Below are 25,667 nucleotides of genomic sequence, written 5' to 3'. Positions count from 1 at the left end.
GCCGAAATCGGTCGATCCGGGGCAAACGAGGGGGACGGACCGACCGAGCCGACGACTAGCCGGTTCGGAACGGCGACGAAACGGACGAACTGAGGACGGGACGAGGTCGGTCGGAGTCGAGGTCGAAACGAGGAGACGGGTGAGGACGCTCGTTCCCGGGAAACGAGCGTCGACGGGCCGGGCCGGATCGGATCGAAGCCGGAGCGACGCGCAATGCCGGTTGCGACGTGAAAAGCGTCCCTACCGGCACTCCGACCAAAGGTGTGGGCGAACAAAAAGTCAGCGGTAGCGGTAGCCGGCGGCACCGTGTCGCATCCGTCGGTGCCGACAGTCTACAGTCGCCTGTCGTGTAGCGCCGGGAACTCCTCGCGCACGTCGGCGACTCGGGCAGGATCGACCTCGGCCGTGACCAGCGCCGGTTCGTCGCCGCTCGAGGCCAGCGAGACGCCCCACGGGTCGTGGACGGTCGATCGGCCGAACAGCGTCGCGTCGGCGTCTGGGAACTCGCCGCTGCCGTTTATCGTGGCGACGTAACACTGGTTCTCGATCGCTCGCGCACGCGAGAGGGTTTCCCAGTGTTCGACGCGTGGATAGGGCCACGCGCTCGGGACGAGCAGCAGGTCGGCACCGGGCTCCGAGTCGACCAGCCGCCGGTACAGTTCCGGAAACCGGAGGTCGTAGCAGGTCGTCACGCCGATCCCGACCCCGCCGATCGAGGCCGTATCGATGCGCTCGCCGGGGACCAGCAGCTCCGATTCGGCGGATTCGTACCCGAACAGGTGGTGCTTGCGATAGACGAGTTGCCGGTCGCCGTCGGCGTCGAACAGCGCGGCGGTGTTGGCGAGACCCTCGTCGGCCGGCGTCGGGACCGTCTCCGTCGCCGCGAGGTCCTCGACGATGGTCCCCGCGAGGACGGCGATCCCGTGGTCGGCGGCCGCCTCCCGCAGCTGGGTGAAGGTGTGGCCGGCGAACGGCTCCGCGAACTCCTCGTAGCGGTCGAACGCGAAGTAGCCGACGTTGAACAGTTCGGGGAGCGCAACCAGATCCGCGCCTCGAGCGGCGGCCGCCTCGATCGCTTCGAGGGCGCGATCCAGGTTGCGGTCGATGGCTCCGGACTCGACGCGGATCTGGGCGAGAGCGACGGTTAGCGTGCTGTCGTCGGTGTTGGCGGCCGTGACTGGATCGATGTCGGTGTCGGTGTCGGTGTCCCTCGTCATAGCGTATGCTTATTGTATCGTCTCCAGATACCGCTCGAGTTCCCGGCGGAGGTTCTCGATCTCCTCGTCGAGGTTCCGCTTGAAGAACTTCTCGACGCCGGGGAGTTTGCCGTCGACCACGAAGTGGTTCTCGAGCCGGGTGCCGGTGTCGGTCTGTACGACCTCGTGTTCGCCGGTGACCCGCATCACTTTCGACTTCCCGACGAATTTGACGTACTCCGGCGGCCGACGCGTGAGATCCTCCGTCTCGACGGTCGTCGTTCGGCGTACGAGCGGGATCGGAAGCTCGACGTGCCAGGTGACCCGTCGCCCCTCCGGATCGTTGGCGGTGTACTCGCGCACGACGCTGATCGCTCGAGCGCGGTTTTCCGGGTCGGCGATGAACTCCCAGACTTCCTCGGGGGTCGCCGACAGCTCGAACGACCGATCGACCCGTACAGTCATGTCACTACGTCGGTTGCTCACCGGTAAAAAGACCGTGGAGTGGGCCGGGGTCGACCGGGTCGACTGCGCCGGTCAACTGAGGGTGACTTTCCAGGTCGTCGACCGAGCCCGTCCCCACTTCTCGATGTCGACCTCGTCGGATTTCTCCGCGATGTGGGGAAGGCGTGCGCCAACCTGTTTCGACGAGAGGCCGATCGCTTCCGCGATGTTTTTCGCCCGGAAGTACTGCTCGCCCCGGGCGGCGCTCTCGCGGAGATACGAGAGGATCCGCTGCTCTTCGTCGGAATAGTCGGTCATCGTCCGTACGTGACCTAGGGGATCGGCGGCCTTAACTCTTAACGGCCAGAATCGGCCGAGTCGGCAAAAAGCGCCGTTTCGATCGCCCGCTCGTCAGTCCCAGAGGTGGATCCCGACGACCGCCAACGAGCTAAAGAGGACCGCAGCCGCAAAGCCCCAGGCCGCGTCGAGTTCCGGCGCGCCAGTCAGCATTACGAGCGCCCCGAGCGTCGCGGCCGCGCCGAGTGCAAGCGCTATTCCAACGCCCTTGTCCGTCGTCGACTCCGTTTCCGTAGCCATGCTCGGGGGTTGTGAGCGCGGTGTCTTAATTGCATTCGTTTTGCCCTGGGTGAACGCTCGGTACGGGCCGGTCCTCGGACCGAAGACATCCCGCTCGACGGGATCCGTCGAGTCGACGCTCGTGCGGATCAGTTGATCGTCGTGTGGACCGACTCCTCGTTCAGCGCGAGGTTGGCCGCGATCTCGGCGTTTCGCATCGCGTACTCGGCGGTCTGCTGGAGGCTAACCAGCACTTCCCGCACGCGCAGCAGTTCCTCGTTGGACATCTCCGGCAGTTCCGCGAGGATCTCCTTCTCGCGGTCGGCGCTCTCCTGGAACAGTTCACGGACCTCGTTGGACTTGTCGTAGTCGCGTTCGACCGCCGCTTCGACCGCCAGCGAGGTGATTTCGTCGACGAGTTCGTTCAGTTCGCGGATGTCCCGCATCACGGAACTGTCGACGTCCAGCGAGTGGCCCTCGGTTTCGATGACGATGTCGGCGATGTCCTCGGCGTTGTCCGCCGTCAGTTCGAGGTTCTTGGCGATCGAGCGGTAGCCGATCAGCGGGAACCCGGTGTTGAGCCCGACCGCGCGGGCCAGGTTGGGGTTCTGGTAGGCCGTAAAGATCAGCCGCAGGAGCAACACGAAGATCTTGTTGGCCTGTCGTTCCCGGTTCAGCGCCCGCTGGGCGAGGTCGGGGTTGCCGTGTGCCAGTGCCTTGATCGCCTCGCTGCGCATCGTCTGGCCGGTTCGCTCCAGTCGCTCGAGCAGATTGTGGAGCGTGAAATCCTCGGGGTCGACCGAACAGCGGATCGAGATGCTTTCCGGGGTCTCCTCGATGACCCCGAGCCCCATCAGTTGCGTTTCGGCCTGGTAGACGGCGTTGATGTGATCGGACTCGAGGGCCCCTTCCGCTCGCTCGACGCGAATGACCCGGCGACCGAGGACGTACTGGGCGACGATCGCCCGCTCGACGGCGGTGGCACTCAGGTCGTCCGCGTGGACGATCGCTTCCGTCTCCTCGGAGTTCGCCGACTCGGGCATCACCGTCAAGGTCCCCTTCCCGCTGGTCCGCAGGGAGACCTCGTCGCCCTTTTCGACGGCGTGTTCGCTCGCCCACTCGGCGGGGAGGGTCATCGCCAGCGTCGACGGCCCGAGTCGCTGCACTTTCCGCGTTTCCATACGCATGGGTATAGCGTGGCGCGACCTTAATCTTGACTATACCACCCTTATATTTCCACTCGTGATTATACAGGCCCTGCTCGCCGCTGTGTATTTCCCGTCCTTATATTTTCAGGCGACGTTGACCAGTCGGGTCGTGAATCGTCCCGTTCGGACCCGGGTCCATCCCCGGAGTTCCTCGTCGAGGTCGTCGTCGTCGGTATCGACGTGCAGCGCGTCGATACCGTCCAACTTCTCGGCAGAGGCGACGATCTCGATCTCGTCGGCCCGCCGGATCACCGGCGGCGAGATCTGGTGGTTCCCGCGGCCGAAAACGAACCCCTGGCCTCCGATCGGCGAGACGACGATCGTCACCGGGTCCTCGAGGACTTCGAGGATCTCCGCTTCGGCGGCGTCGCGGGCGAGGAGGGTGCCACGGTCGTCGTCGTCTCCCGCCCGCCACACGTCCACGCCAAGCGGCGACGGCTCGAGGCCCAGTTCCTCCTCGATCGCGCCGACAGTACTGCCGGGGCCGAAGACGTACGTCCGGCCCGGTTCGACCTCGCGGGCGAACCCCGCAGCCAGCGAGTCGACGCTCCCGCTCGCGAGTTGCTTGCTCGACTGCACGTCGTCGGCGACGGGGACGGGGACGACCGCCCGGAGTTCCGCGCGGACCTCGCCCTCGCGGTAGGCATCCTCGTCGATGTCGTTGACCTCGCGAGCGGCGACGCGGTCGAACTCGGCGGCGATCCGACCGGCGTCCTCGGGCGTGACGGCGAAGACGGAGGAGTAGATCTTGACGCCCGCGGGGACCCCCAAAACTGGAGTCCGGTCGTCCGCGTCGCCCTCGACGCGCTCGAGGGTCTCCGCGACGTCGACGGCCGTTCCGTCCCCGCCGACGAACAGCACGAGGTCGACGTCGTGCTCGAGGACGGCCCGGACGGCCCGGCGGGTGTCGGTCGCGGCCGTCTCCGCCTCGGCTGGATCGGACGGACGCGCGGGATCCGCCCCCGTGTGGTCGTCGCTGTCGGCCGGGTCGTAGACCACGACCGGATCGAACCCCGCGTCTCGAGCGGCGCGCTCGCCCATGACTCCCGCGGCCGTGTAGACGGCGGTGTCGGGGTCGCGGTTCCGAAGCGAGCGCAACGCCGCACGGGCGCGTTCCGGAGCGCGCGGCTGTGCGCCGCGTCGGCGTGCCTCCTCGACTTTTCCGTCGGTTCCTTTCAGCCCGACCCGACCGCCCATGCCGGCGATCGGGTTGACGACGACGCCGAGAGCCTCCATGCCGCTACGTTGCCGTCGGCCGTACGTGAGTGTGCGGGTTCGCCGCGCCGACGGTCCGGCAGCCTCGAGTCGGCGACCTCACCACCGCGGCTTTTCTGAAAAACTAAGGGGAATGGGTACGGATCGCCGATCATGAACGAACTCACGCAGGCCGTGCTGGAGTCGGAACCGGTGCTCCCGATGGACGTCGTCGGCTGGGGGGCGCTCATCCTCGGATTGCTGGTAACGATCGTCTGGCTGGTCTACCTCTACCGCTAGTCCGACGCGTCGGTCGTCGAGGGGGACTCCGGATTCGGCTCCGGAGTCTCGACCCGTTCGCGCAGCCAGTCTGCGGCTTCGCACACCGTCGACTCCTCGCTGCCCTTGATCTCGATGCGGACCGACTCTCCGGGATAGCTGCCGACCGAAACGTCGAACCGCTCGCGAAGCGTCTCGAGGCGGTCCAGCAGCGCGCTCTCGGGTTCGTCCGCAACGACGCCCTCGCGGTGGGTCTCCGTCCCGGAAAACTCCTCCTCGATCGACTCGAACATCGCGCGCATTTCCGCGGGGACCCCGGGCAGGACGTAGATGCCTTCGACGGCCGCGCCGGGCGCGACGCCGACCTCGTTGTGCAGTGCCCGCGCGCCCGCCGGGAGGTCGGCCGTCCCCGCCGTCAGATCCGACCGGGAGTACCCTTCTTCCTCGAGCCAGGCGAGTGCGGTTTCGTGTTCCTCGAGCGGACGGCCGAGCGCGGCGGCGACCCCGTCCATCGTGACGTCGTCGTGGGTCGGGCCGACGCCGCCGGTGACGACGACGGCGTCGTACTCGGCGCGGTACTCGTTGACGACGCGGGCGATGTCGGTGACCCGGTCCGGAACCGTCGTGACCCGCTCGACGTCGACCCCGCGGCGGTCGAACCGCTCGCAGAGCCAGGTGGCGTTCGTGTTCGTCGTTTGCCCCGCGAGCAGTTCGTCTCCGACAGTGACGACCGCGACGTTCATACCGACCCGTTCGGGCCGGACCCCCAAATGCGTCTCGTCCCGATTATGTCACTCGCCGTCAGTATCGTACCGAAGCGACAGTTCACTAACCACAAGATTCAATCTTGATAACTAGAAACGGAGTGACGATGTCACGTAGTCGGACGGAATCGGACGAGGTGGACTCGGCCACGGTGTTGTCCGCCCTCGGAAACAAGTACAGCGCGGAAATCCTCTGTGCGGCGGGGACGCCGAAGTCCGCACAGGCGCTCAGCGAGGACGTCGAGATCCCGATCGCGACCTGTTATCGGCGGATCGAGGAACTCGTAGACGCGGGACTGTTGACCTGTGAAGGCCGACGGCTCTCCGAGAAGGGACGGCGCACGAACATCTACCGGCGGACGTTAGACGAGATCGAGATCGACTTCTCGGACGACGCCCCCGAGTGTTCGAAGAAACGGCGTACAGAGGCGAAAAACCGGCTGCAGGATCAACTCGACGACTGATCGCCGGTCACGACTTTTCGGCGGGGGTGGACGGAGGGACGGTCGCGTTCCCGGCTTCGAGAGCGGCACGTCTTCCGGTTCGAGTTCCCGGTTTTCCTCCCGCGGCGATCTCGACCCCTCGAGTGTCGGGTGAGTGTCTGGTGAGTGTCGGGTAGGGACCCCCCGGTCGGTCCCGGCTCCTCGACTCGTTCGATCATCCTTAAGTATTCTCGGAAGAATATCCGAGTATGACCGAGACAGCGGGTCGCCTCGAGCGCGAGAAGTCGTCCGACACGGGAACCGGGGACCTCGTCGGGGATCGGCGGGTCCTCAGGGTCGGCCACGAGCGGCCGATCCGGATCAGCACGGGCCATCGCCTGCTCCACCACGACGGGAAGTGTTCTCGGCCCCACGGCCACAACTACCAAATCGCCGTCACCGTCGAGGGCGAACTGACCGAGGAGGGATGGATCGCCGACAAGGGCGAGATCACCGGCGTCATCGAGGAGTGGGACCACGTGTTCCTGCTCGAGGCCGGTGACCCGCTGGTCGAGGCCTTCGAGGCCGCGGGCGACGGCGACGGCGTCGTCGTCCTCGAGCATCCGCCGACGGCCGAGGTGATGAGCGCCCTCCTCGAGGAGAAACTCGAGGCGGCCCTTCCCGACACCGTCACCGACGTGGCGGTGCGGGTGAGCGAAACGAGCGAACTCTGTGGGGGCAGCGGGTTCTGAGATGCCGGTATCGGATTCGGTCGACGCGGAGTCGACGGGGACCGGCGAGCGCGGAGACACGACCGAGGGCCCCGACGGAGACGGCCCCACGCTCCCGATCAACGAACTGTTCTACTCCCTGCAGGGGGAGGGGACCCTCGCCGGCGTCCCCTCCACGTTCGTCCGAACGAGCGGCTGTAACCTCCGGTGCTGGTTCTGTGACTCCTATCATACCTCCTGGGAGCCGACCCACGCCCGGATGACCCTCGAGGAGATCGTCGCCGAGATCGAGGCCCGCGACGCCGACCACGTCGTGCTCACCGGGGGCGAGCCCCTGCTCCACGGGGAGAGCGTCGCCCTGCTCGAGCGCCTCGACGACCGGGGGTACCACACCACCGTCGAGACCAACGGGACGATCCATCGGGACGCGCCGATCGACCTCGTCTCCATCAGCCCGAAACTCGAGAGCAGCACGCCCACGCCCGAGCGGGACCCGAGAGACGAGATCCCGAACGAATCCCAGGACGAGGGCGAGTGGGAGAAGCGCCACGAGGACGCGCGGATCGACCTCGAATCGCTTTCCGCGCTCGTCGAGGCGTACCCCTTCCAGCTGAAGTTCGTCGTCACCGACGACGACGATATGCCGGAAATTCTCGAGTTGCTCGAGGACCTGCGCGGGGTCGCCGACGTCCCCGTTCGCGACGAGGACGTCCTCCTGATGCCCGAGGGAGCGACCCGCGAACGCCTCGCGGAGACCCGCAACCGGACCGCGGAGCTGGCGATGGAGTACGGCTTCCGGTACACGCCGCGGCTGCACGTGGACCTGTGGAACGACGCGCCGGAGACCTGAACCCGACCGATCACGATCACGATCACGATCAATGACCGAGACCGAACCTACCGCGACCGACGAAGACGCATCGAACGGAACCGACGCAAAGCGTGCCGTCGTCCTCCTCTCCGGCGGCATGGACAGCGCCACCGCCGCCTACGAGGCTCGTGACCGGGGCTACGAGATCTACGCCCTGCACACCTCCTACGGCCAGCGCACCGAGGACCGCGAACTCGAGTGTGCCCGCCGACTCGCGGACGAGGTCGACGTCGCGGACTTCCTGCGGATCGAGACCGGTCACCTCGCGGCGATCGGCGCCTCGAGCCTCACCGACGAGGACATGGACGTCGCGGACGCGGACATGGACAGCGACGAGATCCCCTCGTCGTACGTCCCCTTCCGGAACGCGAACCTGCTCGCGATGGCCGTTTCCTACGCGGAGGCAAACGACTGCGACGCGGTTTTCATCGGCGCACACAGCGAGGACTTCTCGGGGTATCCGGACTGCCGCCCCGAGTTCTTCGAGGCCTTCGAGAACGTGGTCGACGTCGGGACGAAACCCGAGACCGAAATCTCGATCGAGGCGCCGTTCGTCGAGCACTCGAAGACCGACATCGCTCGCCGCGGCGAGCAACTCGAGGTGCCCTACGAACACACCTGGAGCTGTTACCGCGAGAACGAACCGGCCTGTGGGACCTGCGACGCGTGCGCGTATCGGTTGCAGGCGTTCCAGCGGATCGGCGTCCGGGATCCGATCGAGTACGCCGAGCGGCCGTCCTACGTCGAAGAGGACGAACGCGCCGAGGCGGAGTGAGCCACGACGGTCCGGCGTGTTAGCTTTTACTCTCTTTGTGTCGTAGTACCACAGTGGTGGTCCACCGTGAGCAACGACCAGCGGCTGTACGCGGGCGTCGACGTCGGACAGCCGATCTACGACGCGGACGGCAACGAACTCGGGACCGTCAGGGGCGTCGACGACGACGGGTTCTACGTCCTCGCGCCGGAGGCGTCCCCCGAGAAGACCCTCGGCGAGGCGCGCGACATCACCGGGAAGGACTACGTCATGTGGCGCTGCTGGGAGTGTGGCGAACTGGGCCGGATAGAAGACGAACTCCCAGCGGAGTGTCCGGACTGTGGTGCGCCTCGGGAGGACCTGTACTACTGGGCGGAGGACTGAGACGGATCGCTGTCCCGATGTCACGGCGCACCCGCCGCCCGGGTCGGGGTTGCGCCGGAACTGGCGGACGGTGACCCGTACGACGCTCTCCTTCGCCCGGCCGCAGTCACCGTCCGAGACGTTCCGGAATGCATCAGTAATTTTCAACCCCTGGTGGGTGCTACTCGACCGTATGATCGGCTCCGTGCTCGAGGGGATTCGTGACGGTGACGATGGCGGTAACGGCTGGACGATCTTCGACGGCCGTTCGGCCGAGCTACTGGTACTTGCCGTCGCCGTCCCTGTGTTCGCCTGGCTCGCCCACGTTCGGCCGGGCATGGCGTTGCCAGGGTCGACCACCGGGGTCAACCCCGGCACGGAGGGACCACCCCTCCGACCCTGGATCGCCGCGGGACTCGGTCTCTTCGCCGGGTTCCTCTATGCGACCTACTACCGGGACGCGATCGTCTCCCGGGTTCCGGACTTGCATTTCTGGATGGCGCTGTCACTGGCCGGTGGTGGGTTCGGACTGTCCGTCCTCGAGGGCCTGCCGGCGACCCCGTCGATCGTTGCCTTCCTCCTGGCGGCGGGCGGAACGGTGATCGCGATTTACCTCCTCCGACTGGTGTCGCCGCTCCACGAGGGGTTGGCCCCGCCCGAACGGGGTGTCGAGCCCCCGTCCGCGGTCGACCTCGAGTAACCGCTGTCGCCTCGAACGCGTCGCCCCGAGCAGCGTCACCAGGCCGCCTCGAGCACCCCTTCGATCTCCGCGACCGACGGCTCCAGGCCCGGCGGCGCGTTCGCCATGAACCCGTCGGCGAGGATGGCTTCCGCGACGTCCTCGAACGCGTCGGGTTCCGGGCCGTCGACGTCCCGAAGCCGCGAGGGCAGTCCGAGCGCGTCCCGGACCTCGGTTACGGTCTCGACGACGGCGTCGCCCGTCCGACTCGCGTCCTCGACGCCGAGCGCGTCCGCGAGGACGTCGACCCGGGCGTCGACGCCGTCCCGCTCGAAGAGGTACTCGAGGACGTGCGGGACGACGACCGCGTGGGCGACCCCCTGTTGCACCTCGTACCCGCGGGTCAGCCCGTGGCCGAACGCGTGGACGATCGACAGCGTCGTCCCGCCGGGGCGGGAGATGCCGTACTGGACGAGGACGATCCCCTCGAGCAGCCCCTCGTACGTCTCGAGGTCCCGTTCTCCCCGCCCGTATGCACGCAGGTTCGACTCGAGAGCGGCGAGGCCGCGGGCGGCCGTCGCGTCGGTGATCGGCGTCGCGTTCGCGGCGTAGATCGTCTCGAGGCCCTTGTCGAAGCCGTTCATCGCCGAACCCGTCAGGACGGACTCGGGCGTCGTCGCGAGGAGTTCCGGGTCGTAGTAGGCCGCGGCGGGCATCAGTTCGGGATCCGAGAGGCCGCCGCCGACCCCCTCGTCGACGAGGCCGGACGCCGGCGACGCGGCGAGGCCGGCGCCCTGCGAGAGGTCCGCGCCCGCGAGGGTCGTCGGGACGGCGACGATCGGCACCGGATCGTCGGGAACCGCGAGCGTTCCCGTTTCGGCGAACTCCGCGGCAGCCTCCTCGCGGGTGCGGTCGCTCGCCGCGAGCGTGCTGATCGCCTTCGCGACGTCGATGCTGCTGCCGCCGCCGAGGCTCACGAGCGCATCGGCGTTCCCGTCCTCGAGCCGGTCCCGGCCGTCCAGTGCCGTCTCGAGCCGTTTCTCCGGGGTCGTCTCGTCGAAGACGCCGGCCAGCCGGTCGCCGAGGCCGGCGGTCACGGGGTCGATCACGGCAGGCGTGGAACCGACCGTCGACCCGCAGACGACGAGCGCCCGTTCGCGACCCAGGCGCTCGAGTTCGGCCGCGAGGTCGTCGACGCAACCCGGGCCGAAGCCGATCGTCGCGGGGTCGTACTCGAAGCGAAACGGGGACTCGCGGCTCCGCGAGTGAGGGATCATGGCGCGGCCTACGAGCGCGGCCGTGTTAAAGCCGGGAACGTCGCGACCGGTTCGGGGCCTCGAGGCCGCCCGTGGCGATCACTTTCACCGGGCTCCGGGAACGCTTTTAAATCCGCCACACGAAATGAAACCGAATGGAACTCGAAGATCATGCCGAGGAACTCGCCTCCGACCTCGGCGTCGACAAAGAGGAGGTCAAGTCCGACCTGCAAAACTTAGTGGAGTACAGCGTTCCGATCGACGAGGCCAAAGGGAGCCTCCGGCGGAAGTACGGCGACGGCTCCGGTGGCGGCGGCGCGCCCGAATCGAAAGACATCGCCGATATCTCGCCCGAGGACGGCAGCGTCACGGTGACGGGCGTCGTCCTCACGGCCGGCAAGCGGTCGATCCGTTACCAGGGCGACGACCACGTCATCGTCGAGGGTCGACTCGCCGACGACACCGGCGTCGTCGACTACACTGCCTGGGAGGACTTCGGTCTCTCGCCGGGCGACACCGTCACCGCGGGCAACGCCTCCGTCCGCGAGTGGGACGGCGAACCCGAACTCAACCTCGGCGAGAGTACCTCGCTGTCGTTCGAGGAGGGGTCGCTCGAGGTCCCGTACGAGGTCGGCGGCGACGCCGACCTCGCCGACCTGCGGACCGGCGACCGCGCCGTCAACGTCGAGGTCGCCGTCGTCGAGTGCGAGCGCCGAACGATCGACGGCCGCGACGGGGAGACGGAGATCCTGAGCGGCGTCTTCGGCGACGAGAGCGGCCGCCTGCCGTTCACGAACTGGGAGCCCGCACCCGAGATCGAGGCGGGGAACGCGGTCCGCATCGAGAACGCCTACGTCCAGGAGTTCCGCGGCGTCCCCGAGGTCAACGTCTCGGAGTTCTCGACGGTGACCGAACTCGACCGCGAGGTCGACGTCGGCGCCGACACGACGACGATGGACGTCGGCGAGGCCGTCCGCACCGGCGGCATCTACGACGTCGAGGTCGTCGGCAACGTCATCGCGGTCCGGGACGGCTCCGGACTCATCCAGCGCTGTCCGGAGTGTTACCGCGTCATCCAGAAGGGCCAGTGCCGCACGCACGGCGACGTCGACGGGATCGACGACCTCCGGGTGAAAGCGATCGTCGACGACGGCACGGGCGCTCTCACTGCCGTCCTCGACGACGAACTCACCGAGGACGTCTACGGCGGCACCCTCGAGGACGCCCTGGAGCAGGCCCGCGAGGCGATGGACCAGGAGGTCGTCGCCGACCGGATCCGCGAACGGATCGTCGGCCGCGAGTACCGCGTCCGCGGCCACCTCTCGGTCGACGAGTACGGCGCGAACTTAGACGCAGAGACCTTCGAGGAGAGCGACGACGATCCCGAGCGACGGGCCCGGGCCTTTCTCGAGTCGATCGACGCCGGTGACGACGGCGAGGGCGAGGAGGTGAAAGCATGAGCGCGAACGACGAGGACGTCGAGATTCCGAACCGAGAGATCGCCTACCGGCTCTTCGCGGCCGAGTACGACGACGCGTCGGTCTCCTACACCGAGAGCGACGAGGAGCGCGCACCCAACTACGTCGTCTCGCCGACGGGCGCGCGGATCAACCGCCTGTTCGTCGTCGGGACGCTCACCGAGGTCACGGCCGTCAACGACGAGATGGTCCGGGCCCGCGTCGTCGACCCGACGGGCGCGTTCGTCGTCTACGCCGGCCAGTACCAGCCCGACGAACTCGCCGCCCTCGAGAGCATCGACCCGCCGGCGTTCGTCGCGGTCACCGGGAAGGCCCGGACGTTCGAACCGGACGACGGCGACGAGGTCTACACCTCGATCCGCCCGGAAAGCGTCGCAGTGGTCGACGCCGCCACCCGCGACCGCTGGGTCGTCAGCGCGGCCGAGCAGACCCTCGAGCGGATCGGTACCTACGCGGTCGCTTCCGAGACGGACGCGAGCGGCGACGCGTTGGCGGAGGCGCTCCGCGAGGCCGGCGTCGAGCCGGGAGTCGCCGCCGGCGTCCCGCTGGCACGCGACCGCTACGGCACCACGCCGTCGTACCTCGCTGCCCTTCGCGACCGGGCCATCGAGGCCGTCGAGGTCGTCGCGGGCGACCGTGATCAGGTCGGTCCACTCGAGGCGAGTCCGGACGACCGGGGTCGCGAGGACGCGACCCTCGCGTCGTTTTCCGACCTGACGGGGCTGGACGCGAGCGACCTCGAGTCCGCTGCCGAGGAGGAAGCGGTCGAGGCGAACGCGGATGCTGACGAGCCCGCCGACGCCGAAGCAGTGGCCGAGTCGACGCCCGAACCCGAGTCCGTCGCGACGGCCTCGGCGGCCGGCACCGCGACGGCGACGGGGTCGAACGATTCGGAGGCGACCGCCGTGGACGCCGAGCCGGACGAAGCCGCCGCGACGACCGCGGACTCCCCCGATACCGCCGACGCGAGCGCGAGCGAGGGGGAGCGCGACGACGCCGCCGCGAGCGAGAGCGAACCGGCTGCCGACGACTCCCTCGAGGCCACGGCCGACGCGAGCGCGAGCGGGACTGATCCGGCAGACGCCGGCACGGAACCCGAAGGAGTCGACGACTCGAGCCTCGAGACGGACGCCGACTCCGAGGCGGATGCCGCGTCCATCGACGACGCCGGCATGTACGAGATGGACGAGGAGGAGCGCGAACAACTCGAGGAGGAGTTCGGAGCCGAGTTCACGACGGGCGCCGAAGTCGAGGAACCGGGCGAAGCGGGGATCGACGTGCCGGAGCCCGACTCGGACGCCGAAGCCGAGAGCGAGGGCGAAGCGGCCGAGGCTTCCGAAAGCGCCCCCTCAGACGACCTCGGGGCTGCACCGACCTCGGGACTCGCGGACGAGGACGACGAGGACGACGAGGACGACGAGGACGAAGGCGAAACCGACGCCGACGAGGAGGCCACGTCCGCGCCCGACGAGGAAGCCCCGGACACGACGGAAACGGAACCCGCCGCATCCGACGGATCCGAGGCTGCCGAAGACGAGGCTGCCGAAGGGACCGTCGACGAGGGCGAAGAGATCGATCCCGACGAGATCGACCTCGAGGAGTACGTCGTCGAGACGATGGGCGAACTCGACGACGGCGACGGGGCCGACCGGGACGAACTCGTCGAGACCGTCGCCGGCGACGTCGGCGTCGACGAGGACGCCGTCGAGGACGCGATCCAGGACGCCCTCATGGGCGGCCAGTGTTACGAACCCGACGACGAGACGCTGAAGCCGATCTAACCGCTCGAGTTTCGAACCCGAATGGTCCGTGACCGACCCCAACCCCCCGGACGCGCCCCGGACGCCGGCGTTCGCGTCGAACCCGTCCCAGGAGAGCCCGCGGCGACTGCCACCGTCACTGTCGACGATAGCGACGGTGACGCCGCGGAGCCGCGACGGGAACGCCTCCTGCTGGTCGCCGACTACCACGCCGGCTACGAGGCCGCCCTCCGGTACGAGCGCGGGGTCGACGTCCCCAGCCGCGCCGCCGAGCGCCGCGAGCGGCTTCAGGCCCTGATCGCTCGAACCGATCCGGACCGCCTCGTCGTCCTCGGGGACCTGATGCACTCGATCGGCGACCCCGGCGGCGCGGAGCGGGGCGAACTCGAGGTGCTTTTCGAGTCGCTCCCGTCGACGCTCGAGGTGACGGTGGTCAAGGGGAACCACGACGGAGCGATCGAGACGTGGCTGGTCGACGACGGTCCGGAGGGGGGCCGATCCCTCTCCCGGCCCGACGATCCCGACGACGACCTCCCGCCGGTCTCCGTCGTTCCGGGCGAGGGGGTCGCGATCGGCGGACTCGGCGTCTGTCACGGCCACACCTGGCCCGCCCGGGAGCTCCTGGACAGCGGCGTCGACGCGATCTGTCTCGGCCACGAACACCCCTGTGTGCGCCTCGAGGACGAGGTCGGCGGGAGCCGGGTCGAGCGGACGTGGCTGCGCGGGCGTGCCGATCCGACGCCGTTTCGCGAACACGAGAAGTACGGCGACGGCGAAGGCGAGAGGGAACCGGCCCCGTGGCTCTCGAGCGATGCCGACGCCGATCCGCCGCAGGTGATCGTGCTCCCCGCGTTCAACGATCTGGTCGGCGGGACGTGGGTGAACTTGCCGGACCAGTCGTTTCTCTCCCCGTTCCTTCCGGCGGGCCTCGCCGACGGGGAAGCGTACCTGCTCGATGGGACGCGGCTGGGACCGTACGACGCGGTCTGAAAAGCGTTCGGTCTGAGTGCCGCCGGTTCCCAGCACTCGAGAGCCGGGGGGAATGGTTACGGGCATTGGCACGCAAGACTCGCCCGACCGCTGTTCGACCATACGACCGGTTACCGTCACTACCGATGCCCGACACAGACCTGCGCCCGTCGCTCTCCGAACCGATCCGCATACTCGGGGACGGAGCCGCTACGGTGGCCCCCGAAGCGCTCGCGGACCTCCCCGTCCAGGAACGGGAGATAGAGATCGTCTGCTCGACGGGCGACCGCTACACGGAGCGCTGGCAGGGGGTCGCGATCATGGACGTCCTCGAGACGGAGGCGGCCGCCGCGGCCTCGATTCCCGCCGAGACGACGCACCTCCTCGTGGAATCGGCGGACGGCCACCGGGCCTGCGTCGCCCTCGAGGACGCCCTGGACGGACTGCTCGCGTTCGGTCGGGACGGCGACGCGCTCGGAGCGGTGGCGGACTACGACTCGCGGTTCGTCGCGCCGGGGCTGACCGGCCCGCGGACCGTCAAGGACGTCGTCCGGATCGAGGCGACGCGACTCGAGCCCGGCGAGGATCCCGAGTCCTACGAGCGGTTGCTCGAGGTGGAGTCCGAAGACGGAGACGACGCCGAGTAGCCGCCAGTCCGACGCCGCCGGCGCATGTAAGCCGAACCGCCATTCCGTCACCCCGTGTCCCCTCGCACGTGTCTCTGGAAACGTACCGACTCGAGGTGCGCGAGATCGAGGCCGGCGGGATCGACGCGGACGTGTACGGGGACGACGATCTGATCGTCGAGTCGACCCACGTCGGCTACGACGAGCACGACGTCGAACAGCCCGACTCCCGCGAGGAGTATCCCGCCGAGAGCACGGAAATCACCGCCGACGTCACGACGCTCGACCTGCAGGTAACTCGCCTCGACGGCGGGTTCTCCTTCCGGCTACTCGGCGATCGGGACGAACTGACGTCGCTACGCGTCGACGACGAGGAGTGGGGGCTCGAGTAGCTGCGGCCCCGGAAACCGCGAGTCGCCGCGACGACGGACTCGAGCGTGCGGAAGGCGACGCTCGGGGCGACGACCGCACGAAAAATCGACCGCGAACCGATTGGCTACCGAACTACAGGTTCGCGTTCATCCACTCGGAGAACGACGCGAGGATATCCATGTAATCCACGATGCCGAGGTACAGCGAGATGACCAGCACGATGATGATCGGCACGCGGATCGCCCAGATCCAGGCCTGGGCGAGTCCGTCGAGGTCGCCGATCCCTTTCTCGAGTTCCGCGACCGCGACCTTCGGTGCGACCCAGCCGACGAGGATCATCACCATGAGCGCGCCGAAGACCAGCAGGACGGCGTCGATGAAGCCGTCGTACAGTTCGATGAAGATGATGTCGTACGTGGTGGGGAGCCCGATCACGTAGATCAGGAGCCCGATGCCGCCAGCGGCTTTCCATCGGTCGACCCCCTTCTCGTCGATCAGATACGCGGTAACGACCTCGAGCAGCGAGATGGCGCTCGAGAGTGCGCCGATGACGACGGTCCCGAAGAAGACGAGACCGAGCACGCGGCCGCCGGGGATGTTCGCGAACGCTTCGGTCATCGAGACGAAGATGGTGATCGGACCGCCTTCGCCGGGTTCGATGCCGCCCGAGAAGAAGACGGGGAAGACCACCAGACCGGCGAGGAACGCGATCCCGGTGTCGAAGCCGATGATGGTCGCGGCGTCTTTGGTCAGGTTACGGTCTTCGCCGAGGTAGGAGGCGTAGGTGATCATCACGCCCATCCCCAGCGACAGCGTGAAGAAGGCCTGGCCGGCGGCGGCCGGCAGGAGCGTCGCCCAGTTTTCGGCGATCGTCCCCGCGTCCGGCGAGAGGTAGTACGCGTAGCCGGCGCCCGCACCGTCGAGGGTAAACGCCCAGACGGCGAGCCCGACCAGCAGCACGATCAGTGCCGGCACCATGAGCTTGACCGCCAGCTCGATACCCTGCCGGATGCCGAGCGCGACGATGCCGATCGTCGCCGCCATGAACACGGTGTGAAGCACCACCGAGCTCATGCCGAACGTCATGTCGAAGAACATCTCGATGGCCTCGCCGTTGTAGCTGGCGAGGTGGTCGGCGTAGCTTCCCTGGAAGCCCGCCAGGAAGTATCGGATGAACCAGCCGGCGATGACGCTGTAGTACGAGAGGAGGACGATGCCGATGAAGACGAAGACCCCGCCGACGTACTTCCAGGCTTCGCCACCGTACTCCATCAACGCCCCGACCGGGTTCCGTCCCGTTTTCCGACCGACGACGAACTCGGCCAGGATCGCCGGGAACCCGATCAGCGCGATGAAAGCGAGATAGACGATCAGGAAGGCCGCCCCGCCACCGTCACCGACGGCGAACGGGAAGCGCCAGATGTTCCCCAACCCCACTGCGCTGCCGACGGCAGCGAGGATGAACCCTGTCCTTGTGGACCATGTCTCACGTTGTGCCATGGATCACTTGTTTAAAAGAAGTCCCATATATAACTTTTCGTAGCCGAGTAACATCTGTCAGCGCAACAGTTATTAATCGTGATGGTATTACGGAATCCTTTTCATATTGGTCGTCACACAACGGCGTATGAAACCGACTGGGGTGGTTCCAACGTGACGATGGAAGACCGCATCGACGAACTCGAGGAGTTACGCGAGGAAGCACGCCAGGGCGGTGGGCAAGAGCGGATCGAGAAGCAACACGACAAGGGGAAGATGACCGCCCGCGAGCGGATCGATTACTTCCTCGACGACGGCACGTTCACGGAGTTCGACCAGCTCCGTACCCACCAGACGAGCCAGTTCGGGATGGAGGAACGGAAGATTCCCGGCGACGGCGTCGTGACGGGGTACGGCGAGGTCAACGGTCGAACCGTCTTCGTCTTCGCTCACGACTTCACCGTCTTCGGCGGCTCTCTCGGCGAAGTGTTCGCGGAGAAGGTGTGTAAGGTAATGGACATGGCGATGGAGGTCGGCGCTCCCATCGTCGGTCTCAACGACTCCGCAGGTGCACGGATTCAGGAAGGCGTCAAGAGCCTCGCCGGCTTCACCGAGATCTTCCGCCGGAACCAGGAGGCGAGCGGCGTCGTCCCCCAGATCTCGTCGATCATGGGGCCGTGTGCCGGCGGGGCCGTCTACTCCCCGTCGATCACCGACTTCATCTTCATGGTGAAGGACACGAGTCACATGTACATCACGGGGCCGGGCGTCACCGAGACCGTCACCGGCGAGGAGGTCACCCACGAAGAACTCGGCGGCGCGATGACCCACGCGAACAAGACCGGCGTCGCCCAGTTCGCCTGCGAGAGCGAGGAGCAGGCCCTGGACGACATCAAACGACTGCTCTCCTATCTCCCGCAGAACAACGTGGAGGACCCGCCCCGGGTCGATCCGTGGGACGACCCCGACCGCCGCGACGAGCGGCTGAACGACATCGTCCCGCCGAGCCCGCAGAAGCCCTACGACATGACCGACGTCATCGACTCGGTCGTCGACGAGGGGTCGTTCTTCGAGGTCGCCGAGAACTTCGCTCAGAACATCGTCGTCGGCTTCGGGCGACTCGACGGTCGGTCGGTCGGCATCGTCGCCAACCAGCCACGGGTCAACGCCGGCACGCTCACCGTCGACGCCTCGATGAAAGGCTCGCGGTTCGTCCGCTTCTGTGACTCCTTTAACATCCCGATCGTCACCTTCGTCGACGTCCCCGGCTACATGCCCGGGACCGACCAGGAACACCGCGGGATCATCCGCCACGGTGCGAAATTGCTGTACGCCTACTCGGAGGCGACCGTCCCTCTGCTGACCGTCATCACGCGGAAGGCCTACGGCGGTGCCTACTGCGTCATGGCCTCGAAGAACCTCGGCGCGGACGTCAACTACGCCTGGCCGACCGCCGAGATCGCCGTCATGGGGCCCCAGGGCGCGGTCAACATCCTCTACCGCGACGAACTCCAGGAGGCCGAGAACCCCGACGAACTGCGGGACGAACTCATCGAGGAGTACCGCGAGGAGTTCGCCAACCCCTACACCGCGACGGACAAGGGCTTCCTCGACGACGTCATCGTGCCGACCGAGACGCGCCCGCGGCTGATCGACGACCTCGAGATGTTAGAGACCAAGCGCGAATCGAACCCGGACAAGAAACACGGCAACATCCCGCTGTAACCCAATGGCATCCCAGGAACGGACGGACGCGACGGACACGGAACGGGAATCGGCCCGCGGGGGCGAGGGCGAGAACGAAAGCGAGAACGACCTCGCGGGGCTGTTGCCGGCGACCGTCGACGTCGACATCCCGGACGACGCGAACGACGAAGAGACGGCCGCGATCGCGGCAGCGATCGGCGCACACCTCCACGACCACGCGCTGGCAGCCGCCGCGGCGGCCGCGAGCGAGGAGGAGACGTGGGACGGCAAACGGTGGGCGTTCAGCGGTCGCATGCGCGCACAACAGAGCCGCTACGCTCGCGTCCCCCGGGAAGCGCCGACAGACGCGTGGGCCGCGGCCGGCCGGACCGACCGGTTCTGACGGCGACCCACAGGACCGGTCAGCGGTTTTCGGCGACCAGCGCGATCGCACGTACTTCTTCGTCGTATCGCTCGAACACTCCACGCAGCGATCGCACTCGCCGTCTCGCCGTCGGCTGTCTGAGCAGGTTGTAGCCGATCTTCGCCGTCCCGGCCAGCCCCTCGTCGGCGAGCACCCGTCCGGGCTCGAGGAGGCGCATCGGATTGGTCGATCGCCAGGTCACTGACAACCCGGCCGACTCGAGCCGATCCACCCACTCGGACTCGGTGAGGGGACGCGGGAGCACGTTCGCCGCATCCGCCGCCTCCCGCCGGATCGCCTCGACCGTCGCCTCGTCGACGTCGTCGGCGAGGCCGAGTTCGTGGATCCCGTACCGGCCGCCGTCCCGGAGCAGCCGGCTCGCTTCGCCGACGATCGCGTTCTTCCCGTCGTCCGGGTGCATCGTCAGCATCGCCTCCCCGTATACGACGTCCGCAGTTCCCGCGGGCAGGTCGGTATCCGCTGCGTTCCCGACGACGAACTCGGGTTCGACATCGTCGGGTCCCTCGAGTTCGGTCCGGAGCGTCGCCGCGGCCTCGCGGTCAAGTTCGACGCCCGTGTAAGACGCCGGCCCGGCGGCCAGCGTCAACCGCGCAGTCTGCCCACGGCCGGGTGCGAACTCGACGACGTCGGCGGACTGGACCGACAGCGCCTCGAGCAACTCACGGGTCAGTTCTTCGCCGCCCGGCCGGAGCGTGCGCTTGCCGAGGTCGGCGAGCAGCCGGTACGCGGGTTCTTCGGCCGTCGACTGGTCGGTCATGGTGGTTCCATCGTCGGTGTCCTACCGACAGTTCGAATATCCGAACGATCGCGTCGGCACCGTATTACCGTTGTCCCGAATATGCTCGCTGGCCGTCGGTCCCACCGCAACGCCGAGTGCTGTCGGTCACAGTCGCATGTGGGAGAGGCCGTCGGCTGCACTCGGGAACTGAGGAACGAAGTATGAATAGCGAGGCGGCGAACCGACGTTCCCAGAGGGTCTCCCACTCCAGTAGTTGCCGGGACGCGGGCGGGCTTAACTTCCGTGTTCGGGATGGGTACGGGTGTTTCCCCGCCGCTGTGGCCGCCTCAACGCCGACCCGCGGAATCGAACCGCGGCGAAGACCACCGTCGGTCTCGCTTACTCGAGTATCGATCCGTCGCTCGGATATACTTTCCGTTTCGGCCCGGCGTTCGGTCGCCCCGGCCGACTCGAGGTGGCACCCCACTGTCCGCAGTAGGCCGAGTGTCGACGTGCAAACGAGAGTACCGCTTTCGTTGCCGCTACTCGGTCTATGGCCGCCGTCGCACCTCGAGGACGAGGGGTTTCCAATAATCAGGATACCGACTGCGTTTCGGAATTTCCGGACGCCTTGGCGAGTGATCGGTACCGATCACCGCCGTCGAATCCGCGAGCGGACGTCGACGGCCGACCGGTTGCGAAAAAGTAAGGTAGTGGCCCGACGACGGTTCCCACAGGAATGTTCAGGAAGGTCTTGGTGGCAAACCGTGGTGAAATCGCCGTCCGAGTGATGCGCGCGTGTAAAGAACTAAACATCGGAACCGTCGCCATCTACTCCGACGCCGACAAGAACGCCGGCCACGTACGCTACGCCGACGAGGCGTACAACGTCGGCCCCGCTCGAGCGGCCGACTCCTATCTGGATCACGAGGCGGTCATCGAGGCCGCGCGCAAGGCCGACGCCGACGCGATCCACCCGGGCTACGGCTTCCTCGCGGAGAACGCCGAGTTCGCGAGCAAGGTCGAGGACGCCGAGGGGATCACGTGGATCGGCCCGTCCAGCAACGCCATGGAGGCGCTCGGCGAGAAGACCAAGGCCCGCTCGATCATGTCCGAGGCCGACGTGCCGATCGTCCCCGGGACCACGGACCCGGTCACCGACCCCGAGGAGGTCAAGGCCTTCGGGGAGGAGTACGGCTATCCCATCGCGATCAAGGCCGAAGGCGGCGGTGGCGGCCGCGGGATGAAGGTCGTCCGTTCCGAGGAGGAGGTCGAGGATCAACTCGAGAGCGCCAAACGCGAAGGCGAGGCGTACTTCGACAACGACTCGGTCTACCTCGAGCGCTACCTCGAGCAGCCCCGTCACATCGAGGTCCAGATCGTCGCGGACGAACACGGGAACGTCCGCCACCTCGGCGAACGCGACTGCTCGCTCCAGCGTCGCCACCAGAAGGTCATCGAGGAGGGCCCGTCCGCGGCGCTGACGGACGAACTCCGCGAGAAGATCGGCGAGGCCGCCCGCCGTGGCGTCGCCGCGGCCGACTACACCAACGCCGGCACCGTCGAGTTCCTCGTCGAGGAGGAACCCGGTCGGGACGGCCCGCTCGGCCCGGACGCGAACTTCTACTTCCTCGAGGTCAACACCCGGATCCAGGTCGAACACACCGTCACCGAGGAGATCACGGGGTACGACATCGTCAAACGCCAGATTCGGATCGCGGCGGGCGAGGAGATCGACTTCGACCAGGACGACGTCGAGTTCGACGGCCACGCGATCGAGTTCCGGATCAACGCCGAGAACGCGGCCAACGACTTCGCGCCCGCGACCGGCGGCACGCTCGAAACGTACGACCCGCCGGGCGGGATCGGCGTCCGCCTGGACGACGCCCTGCGCCAGGGCGACGACCTCGTCACCGACTACGACTCGATGATCGCCAAACTCGTAGTCTGGGGCGAGGACCGCGACGAGTGTATCGAGCGCTCGCTTCGCGCGTTGCGGGAGTACGACATCGAGGGCATCCCGACGATCATCCCGTTCCACCGGCTGATGCTCACCGACGAGGAGTTCGTCGCGAGCACGCACACGACGAAGTACCTCGACGAGGAGATGGACCAGAGCCGGATCGAGGAGGCCCAAAAGCAGTGGGGCGGCGACACCGGCGACGGGAGCGGCGGCGACGAGGACACCGTCGAACGCGAGTTCACCGTCGAGGTCAACGGCAAGCGCTTCGAGGTCGAACTCGAGGAACACGGCGCGCCGGCGATCCCGGCCGGAGAGGTCGAGACAAGCGGCGGTGGAGGAGCGAGCCCGCCCCAGCCGGCCGGCGGCGATAGCAGCGGCGGCGGCGCGGACCTCGCCGGCGAGGGCGAGACCGTCGACGCCGAAATGCAGGGGACGATCCTCGACATCGAGGTCGAGGAAGGCGACGAGGTCGCCGCGGGCGACGTGCTGGTCGTCCTCGAGGCCATGAAGATGGAAAACGACATCGTCGCCTCCCAGGGCGGCACCGTCACCGAGATCCCGGTCGAAGAGGACCAGAGCGTCGACATGGGCGACACGCTGGTCGTCCTCGAGTAACGGACGCGTTTTCGCTCGTTTTCAGGCGTTCGGCTGGCGAGCCGCATCGCGACCGCCAGACGGCGTCGACCGGTCGCCGAGAACGGCAGCTATCCGTATCTACCACCTCCCGTCCGCTCGAGCCGAACGTCTTCGCCCGAACGTCGAAACGGCTCCGGTCGAAAGGACCGGATGCACGCGGGGCCGGTCCACGCAACCAACCGGCAACAGTGAGCGTCTCAGTACACGGTAGCAGTCCCGGCTCCTGCGTGCAAGTGTCCGATCAAACGTCGGACCGAATCGGTCGACACCGGTCTCACCGAGCCATCGTCACCGGTGATCGGGTCGTGGGTCTCGTCTCGCCCACCTGCGGTGGTCGTTCGGTCAGTCAGTCGACCCGATCGCCGACCCTCTCTCTGCGAATCCGTCTTACGGCCGTTCGCTCCGCGGAGCCACACGTTCTCGGTAGCTCGAGCAGGAACCGCCGTTCGCTCGAGCGAGTAGTGAGTAGTGAGTAGTGAGTAGTGAATAGCGAATAGTGGGTAGTGAGTAGCGAGTAGAAGAAGATCGAACGGTCGGCGGAAACGGCTCATACGGTTTACTGTCCGTCAGTTCCGGCGCAACCGCGATCAGGGCGGCGGTTGCGTCGGTACATCGGGACAGGGATCCGTATCAGTCCCCGACCGACGGCATCACGTCGGGGTCGGGCGCGGCATCCTCGTCGTCCCACGGCAGCGGGCCGTCGTACCCCTCCGGGACGTGCGGGCAGAGCGGATCGCTCCCGAGCGGGTTCCCGGTGTGGGCGTACGCACGCGAACGGCTCCCGCCGCAGACGTGGCGGAACTCGCAGGCGCCGCACTTCCCCTCGAGTCGGTCGCGGTCCCGGAGCGACTCGAACAGCGGCGCGTTCCGGTAAATGTCGTGTACCGGGCGTTCGCGCACGTTGCCGGCCGACTCCGGGAGGAAGCCGGACGGGTAGACCTCGCCGGTGTGGCTCACGAACGCGAAGCCGTCGCCGGCGATGATCCCGGTGCGGCGCTGGATGCCGTCGTCGGCGTTGCTCTCGCGACTCGAGCGGCCGGGTTCCCGGTCACTCTCCGCATCGCGCCCTCGCTCCCGTTCCCGCTGGAGCGCCACGCGGCGGTAGTGGGGCGCTTCGGTCGTCTTGATTCCGAACGGCTCCTCGCGGTTGACCTCGTCGAGCCAGGCCATCACCGCGTCGGCCTCGTCGGGATCGATCGGCTCGAGGATCCGTCCGCGGCCGACGGGGACCAGGAAGAAGACGCTCCACAGCACCGCGCCGATCTCCGTGAGCAGGTCGCGGATCTCGGGAAGGTCGCCGACGGTCTGGCGACAGACGGTCGTGTTCACCTGGACGGGAAGTCCCGCCTCGCGGGCCTGTTCGACCGCCCGGATCGTTTCCTCGAAACTGCCGTCCTCGCCGCGGAAGTCGTCGTGGCTCTCGGGGGTCGCGCCGTCGAGGCTGACCGCCATCCGCCTGAGGCCGGCGTCGGCCAGCGCCTCGATGCGCTCGGCGGTCAGCGAGTGGGTCCCGCTCGGGGTAATCGTCATCCGGAGCCCGAGGTCGTCGCCGTAGGCGACGAGTTCCTCGACGTCGTCCCGGACGAGCGGGTCGCCGCCCGAGAGGACGACCAACTGCCCCTCGCCGAACTCGGCCGCGTCCTCGAGCAGCCGCTTGCCCTCCTCGGTCGTGAGTTCGTCGGGGTGGCGCTGGGACTGGGCGTCGGCCCGGCAGTGGTCACAGGCCAGCTCACAGGCCTGGCTGAGTTCCCAGATGAGCACGAACGGTCGGTCGGAAGTGTCGAGATTGCCGGGTCGCATTACTCGAGGGTTACGAGGACGCGAAGGAAAGGGGCTCTCTCGTTCCCAGGGGTCGGGAAGACCGTGACATGTTCGTCGGCGGGCTGAAGGGGTGACACGGTCGATTACTCCACCACGTGGACGCGGGTGACGTGGCCGCCGCAGCCACACTGGTCGACGTACTCGAGGCGGATTCGGGACTCGGAGCCGTCCTCGTCCGCGTCGCCGTCGACCACCGTGAACGCCGCCTCGAGTTCCGGCCAGAGGTACGACTCGGGGTGGCCGTGGTCGCCGTGGGTCACCAGGTTGACGTGGTAGCCGTCGGCGGTCGCCTCGACTGCGTCCTTGGCCTGTTCGACGACCAGGTCCGGGTCGTCGGCGTGGACGGGCTTCTCGAGGTTCGCCGACCACGAGCACTCGTGGACGCGACGCGTCACTGGTTCGGCGCCGCTTACGTCTTCGCTCATGCGGCTATCTGCGGCCTCGAGCGGGGTAAGGGCTGAGACGAACGCGTTCGCCCTAACAACAGAACATGAAGGGGTAGATGAGCGCGACGCGGTCGCCGTCCTCGAGTTCGGTTTCGAACCCCTCGTAGTGTTCGTTGAACCGGCCGTTGATACAGACTCGAGCGTAGGGGCGGGTCTGCTCGCCTTCGGGGTTCTTGCGCCACGTCCCCGGGAGTTCCTCCGGCGGCTCCGCCCAGCCGTGTGCGGTCGCCTCGTCCTCGGTTTCCGCGATGAGCATCTCCTCGACGTCGTACTCCGCGAAGAAGGCCTCGAGGAAGTCCCGGAGGCGGTCGCCCTCGAACGCGAACTCGAGGTCGTGGGTACCCACGGCCTCGCGGACGTGGCCGGTACAGCGGACCTCGACGGTGGTCGTGGCCTCGGTCGAACGCTCCCTATCGCTTTCGGATCCCGGCTCCTGGCTCGTTGCGTCGGCTGACATGCCAGTACGTACGCCGCCGAGTTGCGAAACGTCCGTCCCGAACACGTTCGGACACAACGGCACGGCGTTCCGAC

Annotated in this window: 28 protein-coding genes and 1 rRNA gene; 15 read left to right on the top strand and 14 right to left on the bottom strand. The window is 67.5% G+C overall.

Going from position 1 to position 25,667, the window contains the following annotated elements; translation table 11 throughout:
• Window positions 1–332: 332 nt before the first annotated feature.
• The 6 genes from BM113_RS03870 to BM113_RS03845 form a co-directional block, all read right to left on the bottom strand.
• Window positions 333–1,217 (bottom strand): nitrilase-related carbon-nitrogen hydrolase, encoded by an 885-nt coding sequence (locus BM113_RS03870; RefSeq protein WP_089785478.1) that lies wholly within the window; start codon window positions 1,215–1,217, stop codon window positions 333–335.
• Between the two features lie 9 nt (window positions 1,218–1,226).
• Window positions 1,227–1,661 (bottom strand): SRPBCC family protein, encoded by a 435-nt coding sequence (locus BM113_RS03865; protein WP_089785477.1) that lies wholly within the window; start codon window positions 1,659–1,661, stop codon window positions 1,227–1,229.
• 72 nt (window positions 1,662–1,733) lie between these two features.
• On the bottom strand, window positions 1,734–1,958 hold the full coding sequence (locus tag BM113_RS03860) for a DUF7123 family protein (protein WP_089785475.1): 225 nt from the start codon (window positions 1,956–1,958) through the stop codon (window positions 1,734–1,736).
• A gap of 93 nt (window positions 1,959–2,051) precedes the next feature.
• Complete coding sequence (locus BM113_RS03855; RefSeq protein WP_007140577.1) at window positions 2,052–2,237, bottom strand: DUF7525 family protein; 186 nt, start codon at window positions 2,235–2,237, stop codon at window positions 2,052–2,054.
• 128 nt (window positions 2,238–2,365) lie between these two features.
• Window positions 2,366–3,397: a phosphate uptake regulator PhoU gene (locus BM113_RS03850; protein ID WP_089785473.1), complete on the bottom strand. Its 1,032-nt coding sequence runs from the start codon at window positions 3,395–3,397 to the stop codon at window positions 2,366–2,368.
• A 111-nt stretch (window positions 3,398–3,508) separates the two neighbouring features.
• The gene (locus tag BM113_RS03845) at window positions 3,509–4,660 is read right to left on the bottom strand and encodes an ATP-NAD kinase family protein (protein ID WP_089785472.1); all 1,152 of its coding nucleotides are present in this window, start codon (window positions 4,658–4,660) and stop codon (window positions 3,509–3,511) included.
• 132 nt (window positions 4,661–4,792) lie between these two features.
• Here BM113_RS03845 and BM113_RS22830 point away from each other — a divergent pair, with 132 nt between their 5' ends.
• Window positions 4,793–4,918, top strand: coding sequence for a hypothetical protein (locus BM113_RS22830; RefSeq protein WP_007140574.1), 126 nt, complete (start codon window positions 4,793–4,795; stop codon window positions 4,916–4,918).
• Here the strand turns inward: BM113_RS22830 and BM113_RS03840 are convergent.
• Complete coding sequence (locus tag BM113_RS03840; protein WP_089785470.1) at window positions 4,915–5,640, bottom strand: competence/damage-inducible protein A; 726 nt, start codon at window positions 5,638–5,640, stop codon at window positions 4,915–4,917. The two genes, BM113_RS22830 and BM113_RS03840, sit on opposite strands and share 4 nt — an antisense overlap.
• 128 nt (window positions 5,641–5,768) lie before the next feature.
• Here BM113_RS03840 and BM113_RS03835 point away from each other — a divergent pair, with 128 nt between their 5' ends.
• The 6 genes from BM113_RS03835 to BM113_RS03810 all read left to right on the top strand — a co-directional run bounded on the left by BM113_RS03835 (window position 5,769) and on the right by BM113_RS03810 (window position 9,502).
• Window positions 5,769–6,125 (top strand): winged helix-turn-helix domain-containing protein, encoded by a 357-nt coding sequence (locus tag BM113_RS03835; protein ID WP_089785468.1) that lies wholly within the window; start codon window positions 5,769–5,771, stop codon window positions 6,123–6,125.
• A gap of 227 nt (window positions 6,126–6,352) precedes the next feature.
• A complete protein-coding gene (locus tag BM113_RS03830; RefSeq protein ID WP_089785466.1) occupies window positions 6,353–6,835 on the top strand; it encodes a 6-pyruvoyl trahydropterin synthase family protein in 483 nt (160 codons plus the stop codon).
• A 1-nt stretch (window position 6,836) separates the two neighbouring features.
• Window positions 6,837–7,664, top strand: coding sequence for a 7-carboxy-7-deazaguanine synthase QueE (locus tag BM113_RS03825; protein WP_089785464.1), 828 nt, complete (start codon window positions 6,837–6,839; stop codon window positions 7,662–7,664).
• Between the two features lie 31 nt (window positions 7,665–7,695).
• Window positions 7,696–8,460 carry a 7-cyano-7-deazaguanine synthase QueC gene (gene queC, locus BM113_RS03820; protein ID WP_089785462.1) on the top strand — a complete coding sequence of 255 codons (765 nt, stop codon included), beginning with the start codon at window positions 7,696–7,698 and terminating at the stop codon, window positions 8,458–8,460.
• Window positions 8,461–8,526: 66 nt separating this feature from the next.
• The gene (locus BM113_RS03815; RefSeq protein WP_089785461.1) at window positions 8,527–8,823 is read left to right on the top strand and encodes a DUF7130 family rubredoxin-like protein; all 297 of its coding nucleotides are present in this window, start codon (window positions 8,527–8,529) and stop codon (window positions 8,821–8,823) included.
• Between the two features lie 172 nt (window positions 8,824–8,995).
• Entirely contained in the window at window positions 8,996–9,502 is a 507-nt protein-coding gene (locus BM113_RS03810; protein ID WP_245757964.1) for a hypothetical protein, read from the top strand.
• A gap of 35 nt (window positions 9,503–9,537) precedes the next feature.
• On the opposite strand, the gene BM113_RS03805 is transcribed toward BM113_RS03810, so the two are convergent.
• Window positions 9,538–10,758 carry an iron-containing alcohol dehydrogenase family protein gene (locus BM113_RS03805; protein ID WP_089785459.1) on the bottom strand — a complete coding sequence of 407 codons (1,221 nt, stop codon included), beginning with the start codon at window positions 10,756–10,758 and terminating at the stop codon, window positions 9,538–9,540.
• Between the two features lie 134 nt (window positions 10,759–10,892).
• Here BM113_RS03805 and BM113_RS03800 point away from each other — a divergent pair, with 134 nt between their 5' ends.
• The 5 genes from BM113_RS03800 (at window position 10,893) to BM113_RS03780 (ending at window position 15,962) form a co-directional block, all read left to right on the top strand.
• Window positions 10,893–12,197 carry a Single-stranded DNA binding protein gene (locus BM113_RS03800; protein WP_089785457.1) on the top strand — a complete coding sequence of 435 codons (1,305 nt, stop codon included), beginning with the start codon at window positions 10,893–10,895 and terminating at the stop codon, window positions 12,195–12,197.
• Window positions 12,194–13,996 carry an RPA family protein gene (locus BM113_RS03795; RefSeq protein ID WP_089785455.1) on the top strand — a complete coding sequence of 601 codons (1,803 nt, stop codon included), beginning with the start codon at window positions 12,194–12,196 and terminating at the stop codon, window positions 13,994–13,996. Before BM113_RS03800 ends, BM113_RS03795 begins: the two co-directional genes overlap by 4 nt.
• 21 nt (window positions 13,997–14,017) lie before the next feature.
• Window positions 14,018–14,965, top strand: a complete 948-nt coding sequence (locus tag BM113_RS03790) for a metallophosphoesterase (protein WP_089785454.1) — start codon at window positions 14,018–14,020, stop codon at window positions 14,963–14,965.
• A 125-nt stretch (window positions 14,966–15,090) separates the two neighbouring features.
• Entirely contained in the window at window positions 15,091–15,591 is a 501-nt protein-coding gene (locus tag BM113_RS03785; protein ID WP_089785452.1) for a molybdopterin-dependent oxidoreductase, read from the top strand.
• A 68-nt stretch (window positions 15,592–15,659) separates the two neighbouring features.
• Window positions 15,660–15,962, top strand: coding sequence for a hypothetical protein (locus BM113_RS03780; RefSeq protein WP_089785450.1), 303 nt, complete (start codon window positions 15,660–15,662; stop codon window positions 15,960–15,962).
• A gap of 112 nt (window positions 15,963–16,074) precedes the next feature.
• Here BM113_RS03780 and BM113_RS03775 read toward each other — a convergent pair whose 3' ends face one another.
• Complete coding sequence (locus BM113_RS03775; protein WP_089785448.1) at window positions 16,075–17,442, bottom strand: sodium-dependent transporter; 1,368 nt, start codon at window positions 17,440–17,442, stop codon at window positions 16,075–16,077.
• Window positions 17,443–17,601: 159 nt separating this feature from the next.
• On the opposite strand from BM113_RS03775, the gene BM113_RS03770 reads away from it, so the two are divergent.
• Window positions 17,602–19,146 carry an acyl-CoA carboxylase subunit beta gene (locus BM113_RS03770; protein ID WP_089785446.1) on the top strand — a complete coding sequence of 515 codons (1,545 nt, stop codon included), beginning with the start codon at window positions 17,602–17,604 and terminating at the stop codon, window positions 19,144–19,146.
• Between the two features lie 4 nt (window positions 19,147–19,150).
• Entirely contained in the window at window positions 19,151–19,510 is a 360-nt protein-coding gene (locus BM113_RS03765) for a DUF8022 family protein (RefSeq protein ID WP_089785444.1), read from the top strand.
• Window positions 19,511–19,529: 19 nt separating this feature from the next.
• Here the strand turns inward: BM113_RS03765 and BM113_RS03760 are convergent, their stop codons facing one another.
• Both BM113_RS03760 and rrf read right to left on the bottom strand, forming a co-directional pair.
• Entirely contained in the window at window positions 19,530–20,309 is a 780-nt protein-coding gene (locus BM113_RS03760; protein WP_089785442.1) for a class I SAM-dependent methyltransferase, read from the bottom strand.
• 189 nt (window positions 20,310–20,498) lie between these two features.
• Window positions 20,499–20,620 (bottom strand): 5S ribosomal RNA (gene rrf, locus BM113_RS03755).
• Between the two features lie 389 nt (window positions 20,621–21,009).
• Here rrf and BM113_RS03750 point away from each other — a divergent pair.
• Window positions 21,010–22,848, top strand: a complete 1,839-nt coding sequence (locus BM113_RS03750; protein ID WP_089785441.1) for an acetyl-CoA carboxylase biotin carboxylase subunit — start codon at window positions 21,010–21,012, stop codon at window positions 22,846–22,848.
• A 651-nt stretch (window positions 22,849–23,499) separates the two neighbouring features.
• On the opposite strand, the gene BM113_RS03745 is transcribed toward BM113_RS03750, so the two are convergent.
• The 3 genes from BM113_RS03745 to BM113_RS03735 all read right to left on the bottom strand — a co-directional run bounded on the left by BM113_RS03745 (window position 23,500) and on the right by BM113_RS03735 (window position 25,593).
• Complete coding sequence (locus tag BM113_RS03745) at window positions 23,500–24,669, bottom strand: TIGR04053 family radical SAM/SPASM domain-containing protein (RefSeq protein ID WP_089785439.1); 1,170 nt, start codon at window positions 24,667–24,669, stop codon at window positions 23,500–23,502.
• A 104-nt stretch (window positions 24,670–24,773) separates the two neighbouring features.
• Window positions 24,774–25,115, bottom strand: a complete 342-nt coding sequence (locus tag BM113_RS03740; RefSeq protein ID WP_089785437.1) for a CGCGG family putative rSAM-modified RiPP protein — start codon at window positions 25,113–25,115, stop codon at window positions 24,774–24,776.
• A 52-nt stretch (window positions 25,116–25,167) separates the two neighbouring features.
• On the bottom strand, window positions 25,168–25,593 hold the full coding sequence (locus BM113_RS03735; protein WP_089785435.1) for a ubiquitin family protein: 426 nt from the start codon (window positions 25,591–25,593) through the stop codon (window positions 25,168–25,170).
• Window positions 25,594–25,667: the final 74 nt, after the last annotated feature.

It is taken from the genome of Natronobacterium haloterrestre, from assembly GCF_900112205.1.
GTDB lineage: Archaea > Halobacteriota > Halobacteria > Halobacteriales > Natrialbaceae > Natronobacterium > Natronobacterium haloterrestre.
The sequence above is the reverse complement of the archived record's forward strand: the minus strand, read 5'-3'. Positions and strand labels throughout refer to the sequence as shown.

Bases quoted from the DNA above. Each gene is read 5' to 3' on its own strand.
- BM113_RS03800 (WP_089785457.1), top strand. From the start codon at position 10,893: ATGGAACTCGAAGATCATGCCGAGGAACTCGCCTCCGACCTCGGCGTC.
- BM113_RS03760 (WP_089785442.1), bottom strand. From the start codon at position 20,309: ATGACCGACCAGTCGACGGCCGAAGAACCCGCGTACCGGCTGCTCGCC.
- BM113_RS03775 (WP_089785448.1), bottom strand. From the start codon at position 17,442: ATGGCACAACGTGAGACATGGTCCACAAGGACAGGGTTCATCCTCGCT.
- BM113_RS03830 (WP_089785466.1), top strand. From the start codon at position 6,353: ATGACCGAGACAGCGGGTCGCCTCGAGCGCGAGAAGTCGTCCGACACG.
- BM113_RS03745 (WP_089785439.1), bottom strand. From the start codon at position 24,669: ATGCGACCCGGCAATCTCGACACTTCCGACCGACCGTTCGTGCTCATC.
- BM113_RS03825 (WP_089785464.1), top strand. From the start codon at position 6,837: ATGCCGGTATCGGATTCGGTCGACGCGGAGTCGACGGGGACCGGCGAG.
- BM113_RS03865 (WP_089785477.1), bottom strand. From the start codon at position 1,661: ATGACTGTACGGGTCGATCGGTCGTTCGAGCTGTCGGCGACCCCCGAG.
- BM113_RS03845 (WP_089785472.1), bottom strand. From the start codon at position 4,660: ATGGAGGCTCTCGGCGTCGTCGTCAACCCGATCGCCGGCATGGGCGGT.
- BM113_RS03835 (WP_089785468.1), top strand. From the start codon at position 5,769: ATGTCACGTAGTCGGACGGAATCGGACGAGGTGGACTCGGCCACGGTG.
- BM113_RS03750 (WP_089785441.1), top strand. From the start codon at position 21,010: ATGTTCAGGAAGGTCTTGGTGGCAAACCGTGGTGAAATCGCCGTCCGA.
- BM113_RS03740 (WP_089785437.1), bottom strand. From the start codon at position 25,115: ATGAGCGAAGACGTAAGCGGCGCCGAACCAGTGACGCGTCGCGTCCAC.
- BM113_RS03810 (WP_245757964.1), top strand. From the start codon at position 8,996: ATGATCGGCTCCGTGCTCGAGGGGATTCGTGACGGTGACGATGGCGGT.
- queC (WP_089785462.1), top strand. From the start codon at position 7,696: ATGACCGAGACCGAACCTACCGCGACCGACGAAGACGCATCGAACGGA.
- BM113_RS03840 (WP_089785470.1), bottom strand. From the start codon at position 5,640: ATGAACGTCGCGGTCGTCACTGTCGGAGACGAACTGCTCGCGGGGCAA.
- BM113_RS03850 (WP_089785473.1), bottom strand. From the start codon at position 3,397: ATGGAAACGCGGAAAGTGCAGCGACTCGGGCCGTCGACGCTGGCGATG.
- BM113_RS03765 (WP_089785444.1), top strand. From the start codon at position 19,151: ATGGCATCCCAGGAACGGACGGACGCGACGGACACGGAACGGGAATCG.
- BM113_RS03855 (WP_007140577.1), bottom strand. From the start codon at position 2,237: ATGGCTACGGAAACGGAGTCGACGACGGACAAGGGCGTTGGAATAGCG.
- BM113_RS03795 (WP_089785455.1), top strand. From the start codon at position 12,194: ATGAGCGCGAACGACGAGGACGTCGAGATTCCGAACCGAGAGATCGCC.
- BM113_RS22830 (WP_007140574.1), top strand. From the start codon at position 4,793: ATGAACGAACTCACGCAGGCCGTGCTGGAGTCGGAACCGGTGCTCCCG.
- BM113_RS03790 (WP_089785454.1), top strand. From the start codon at position 14,018: ATGGTCCGTGACCGACCCCAACCCCCCGGACGCGCCCCGGACGCCGGC.
- BM113_RS03770 (WP_089785446.1), top strand. From the start codon at position 17,602: ATGGAAGACCGCATCGACGAACTCGAGGAGTTACGCGAGGAAGCACGC.
- BM113_RS03870 (WP_089785478.1), bottom strand. From the start codon at position 1,217: ATGACGAGGGACACCGACACCGACACCGACATCGATCCAGTCACGGCC.
- BM113_RS03785 (WP_089785452.1), top strand. From the start codon at position 15,091: ATGCCCGACACAGACCTGCGCCCGTCGCTCTCCGAACCGATCCGCATA.
- BM113_RS03735 (WP_089785435.1), bottom strand. From the start codon at position 25,593: ATGTCAGCCGACGCAACGAGCCAGGAGCCGGGATCCGAAAGCGATAGG.
- BM113_RS03860 (WP_089785475.1), bottom strand. From the start codon at position 1,958: ATGACCGACTATTCCGACGAAGAGCAGCGGATCCTCTCGTATCTCCGC.
- BM113_RS03805 (WP_089785459.1), bottom strand. From the start codon at position 10,758: ATGATCCCTCACTCGCGGAGCCGCGAGTCCCCGTTTCGCTTCGAGTAC.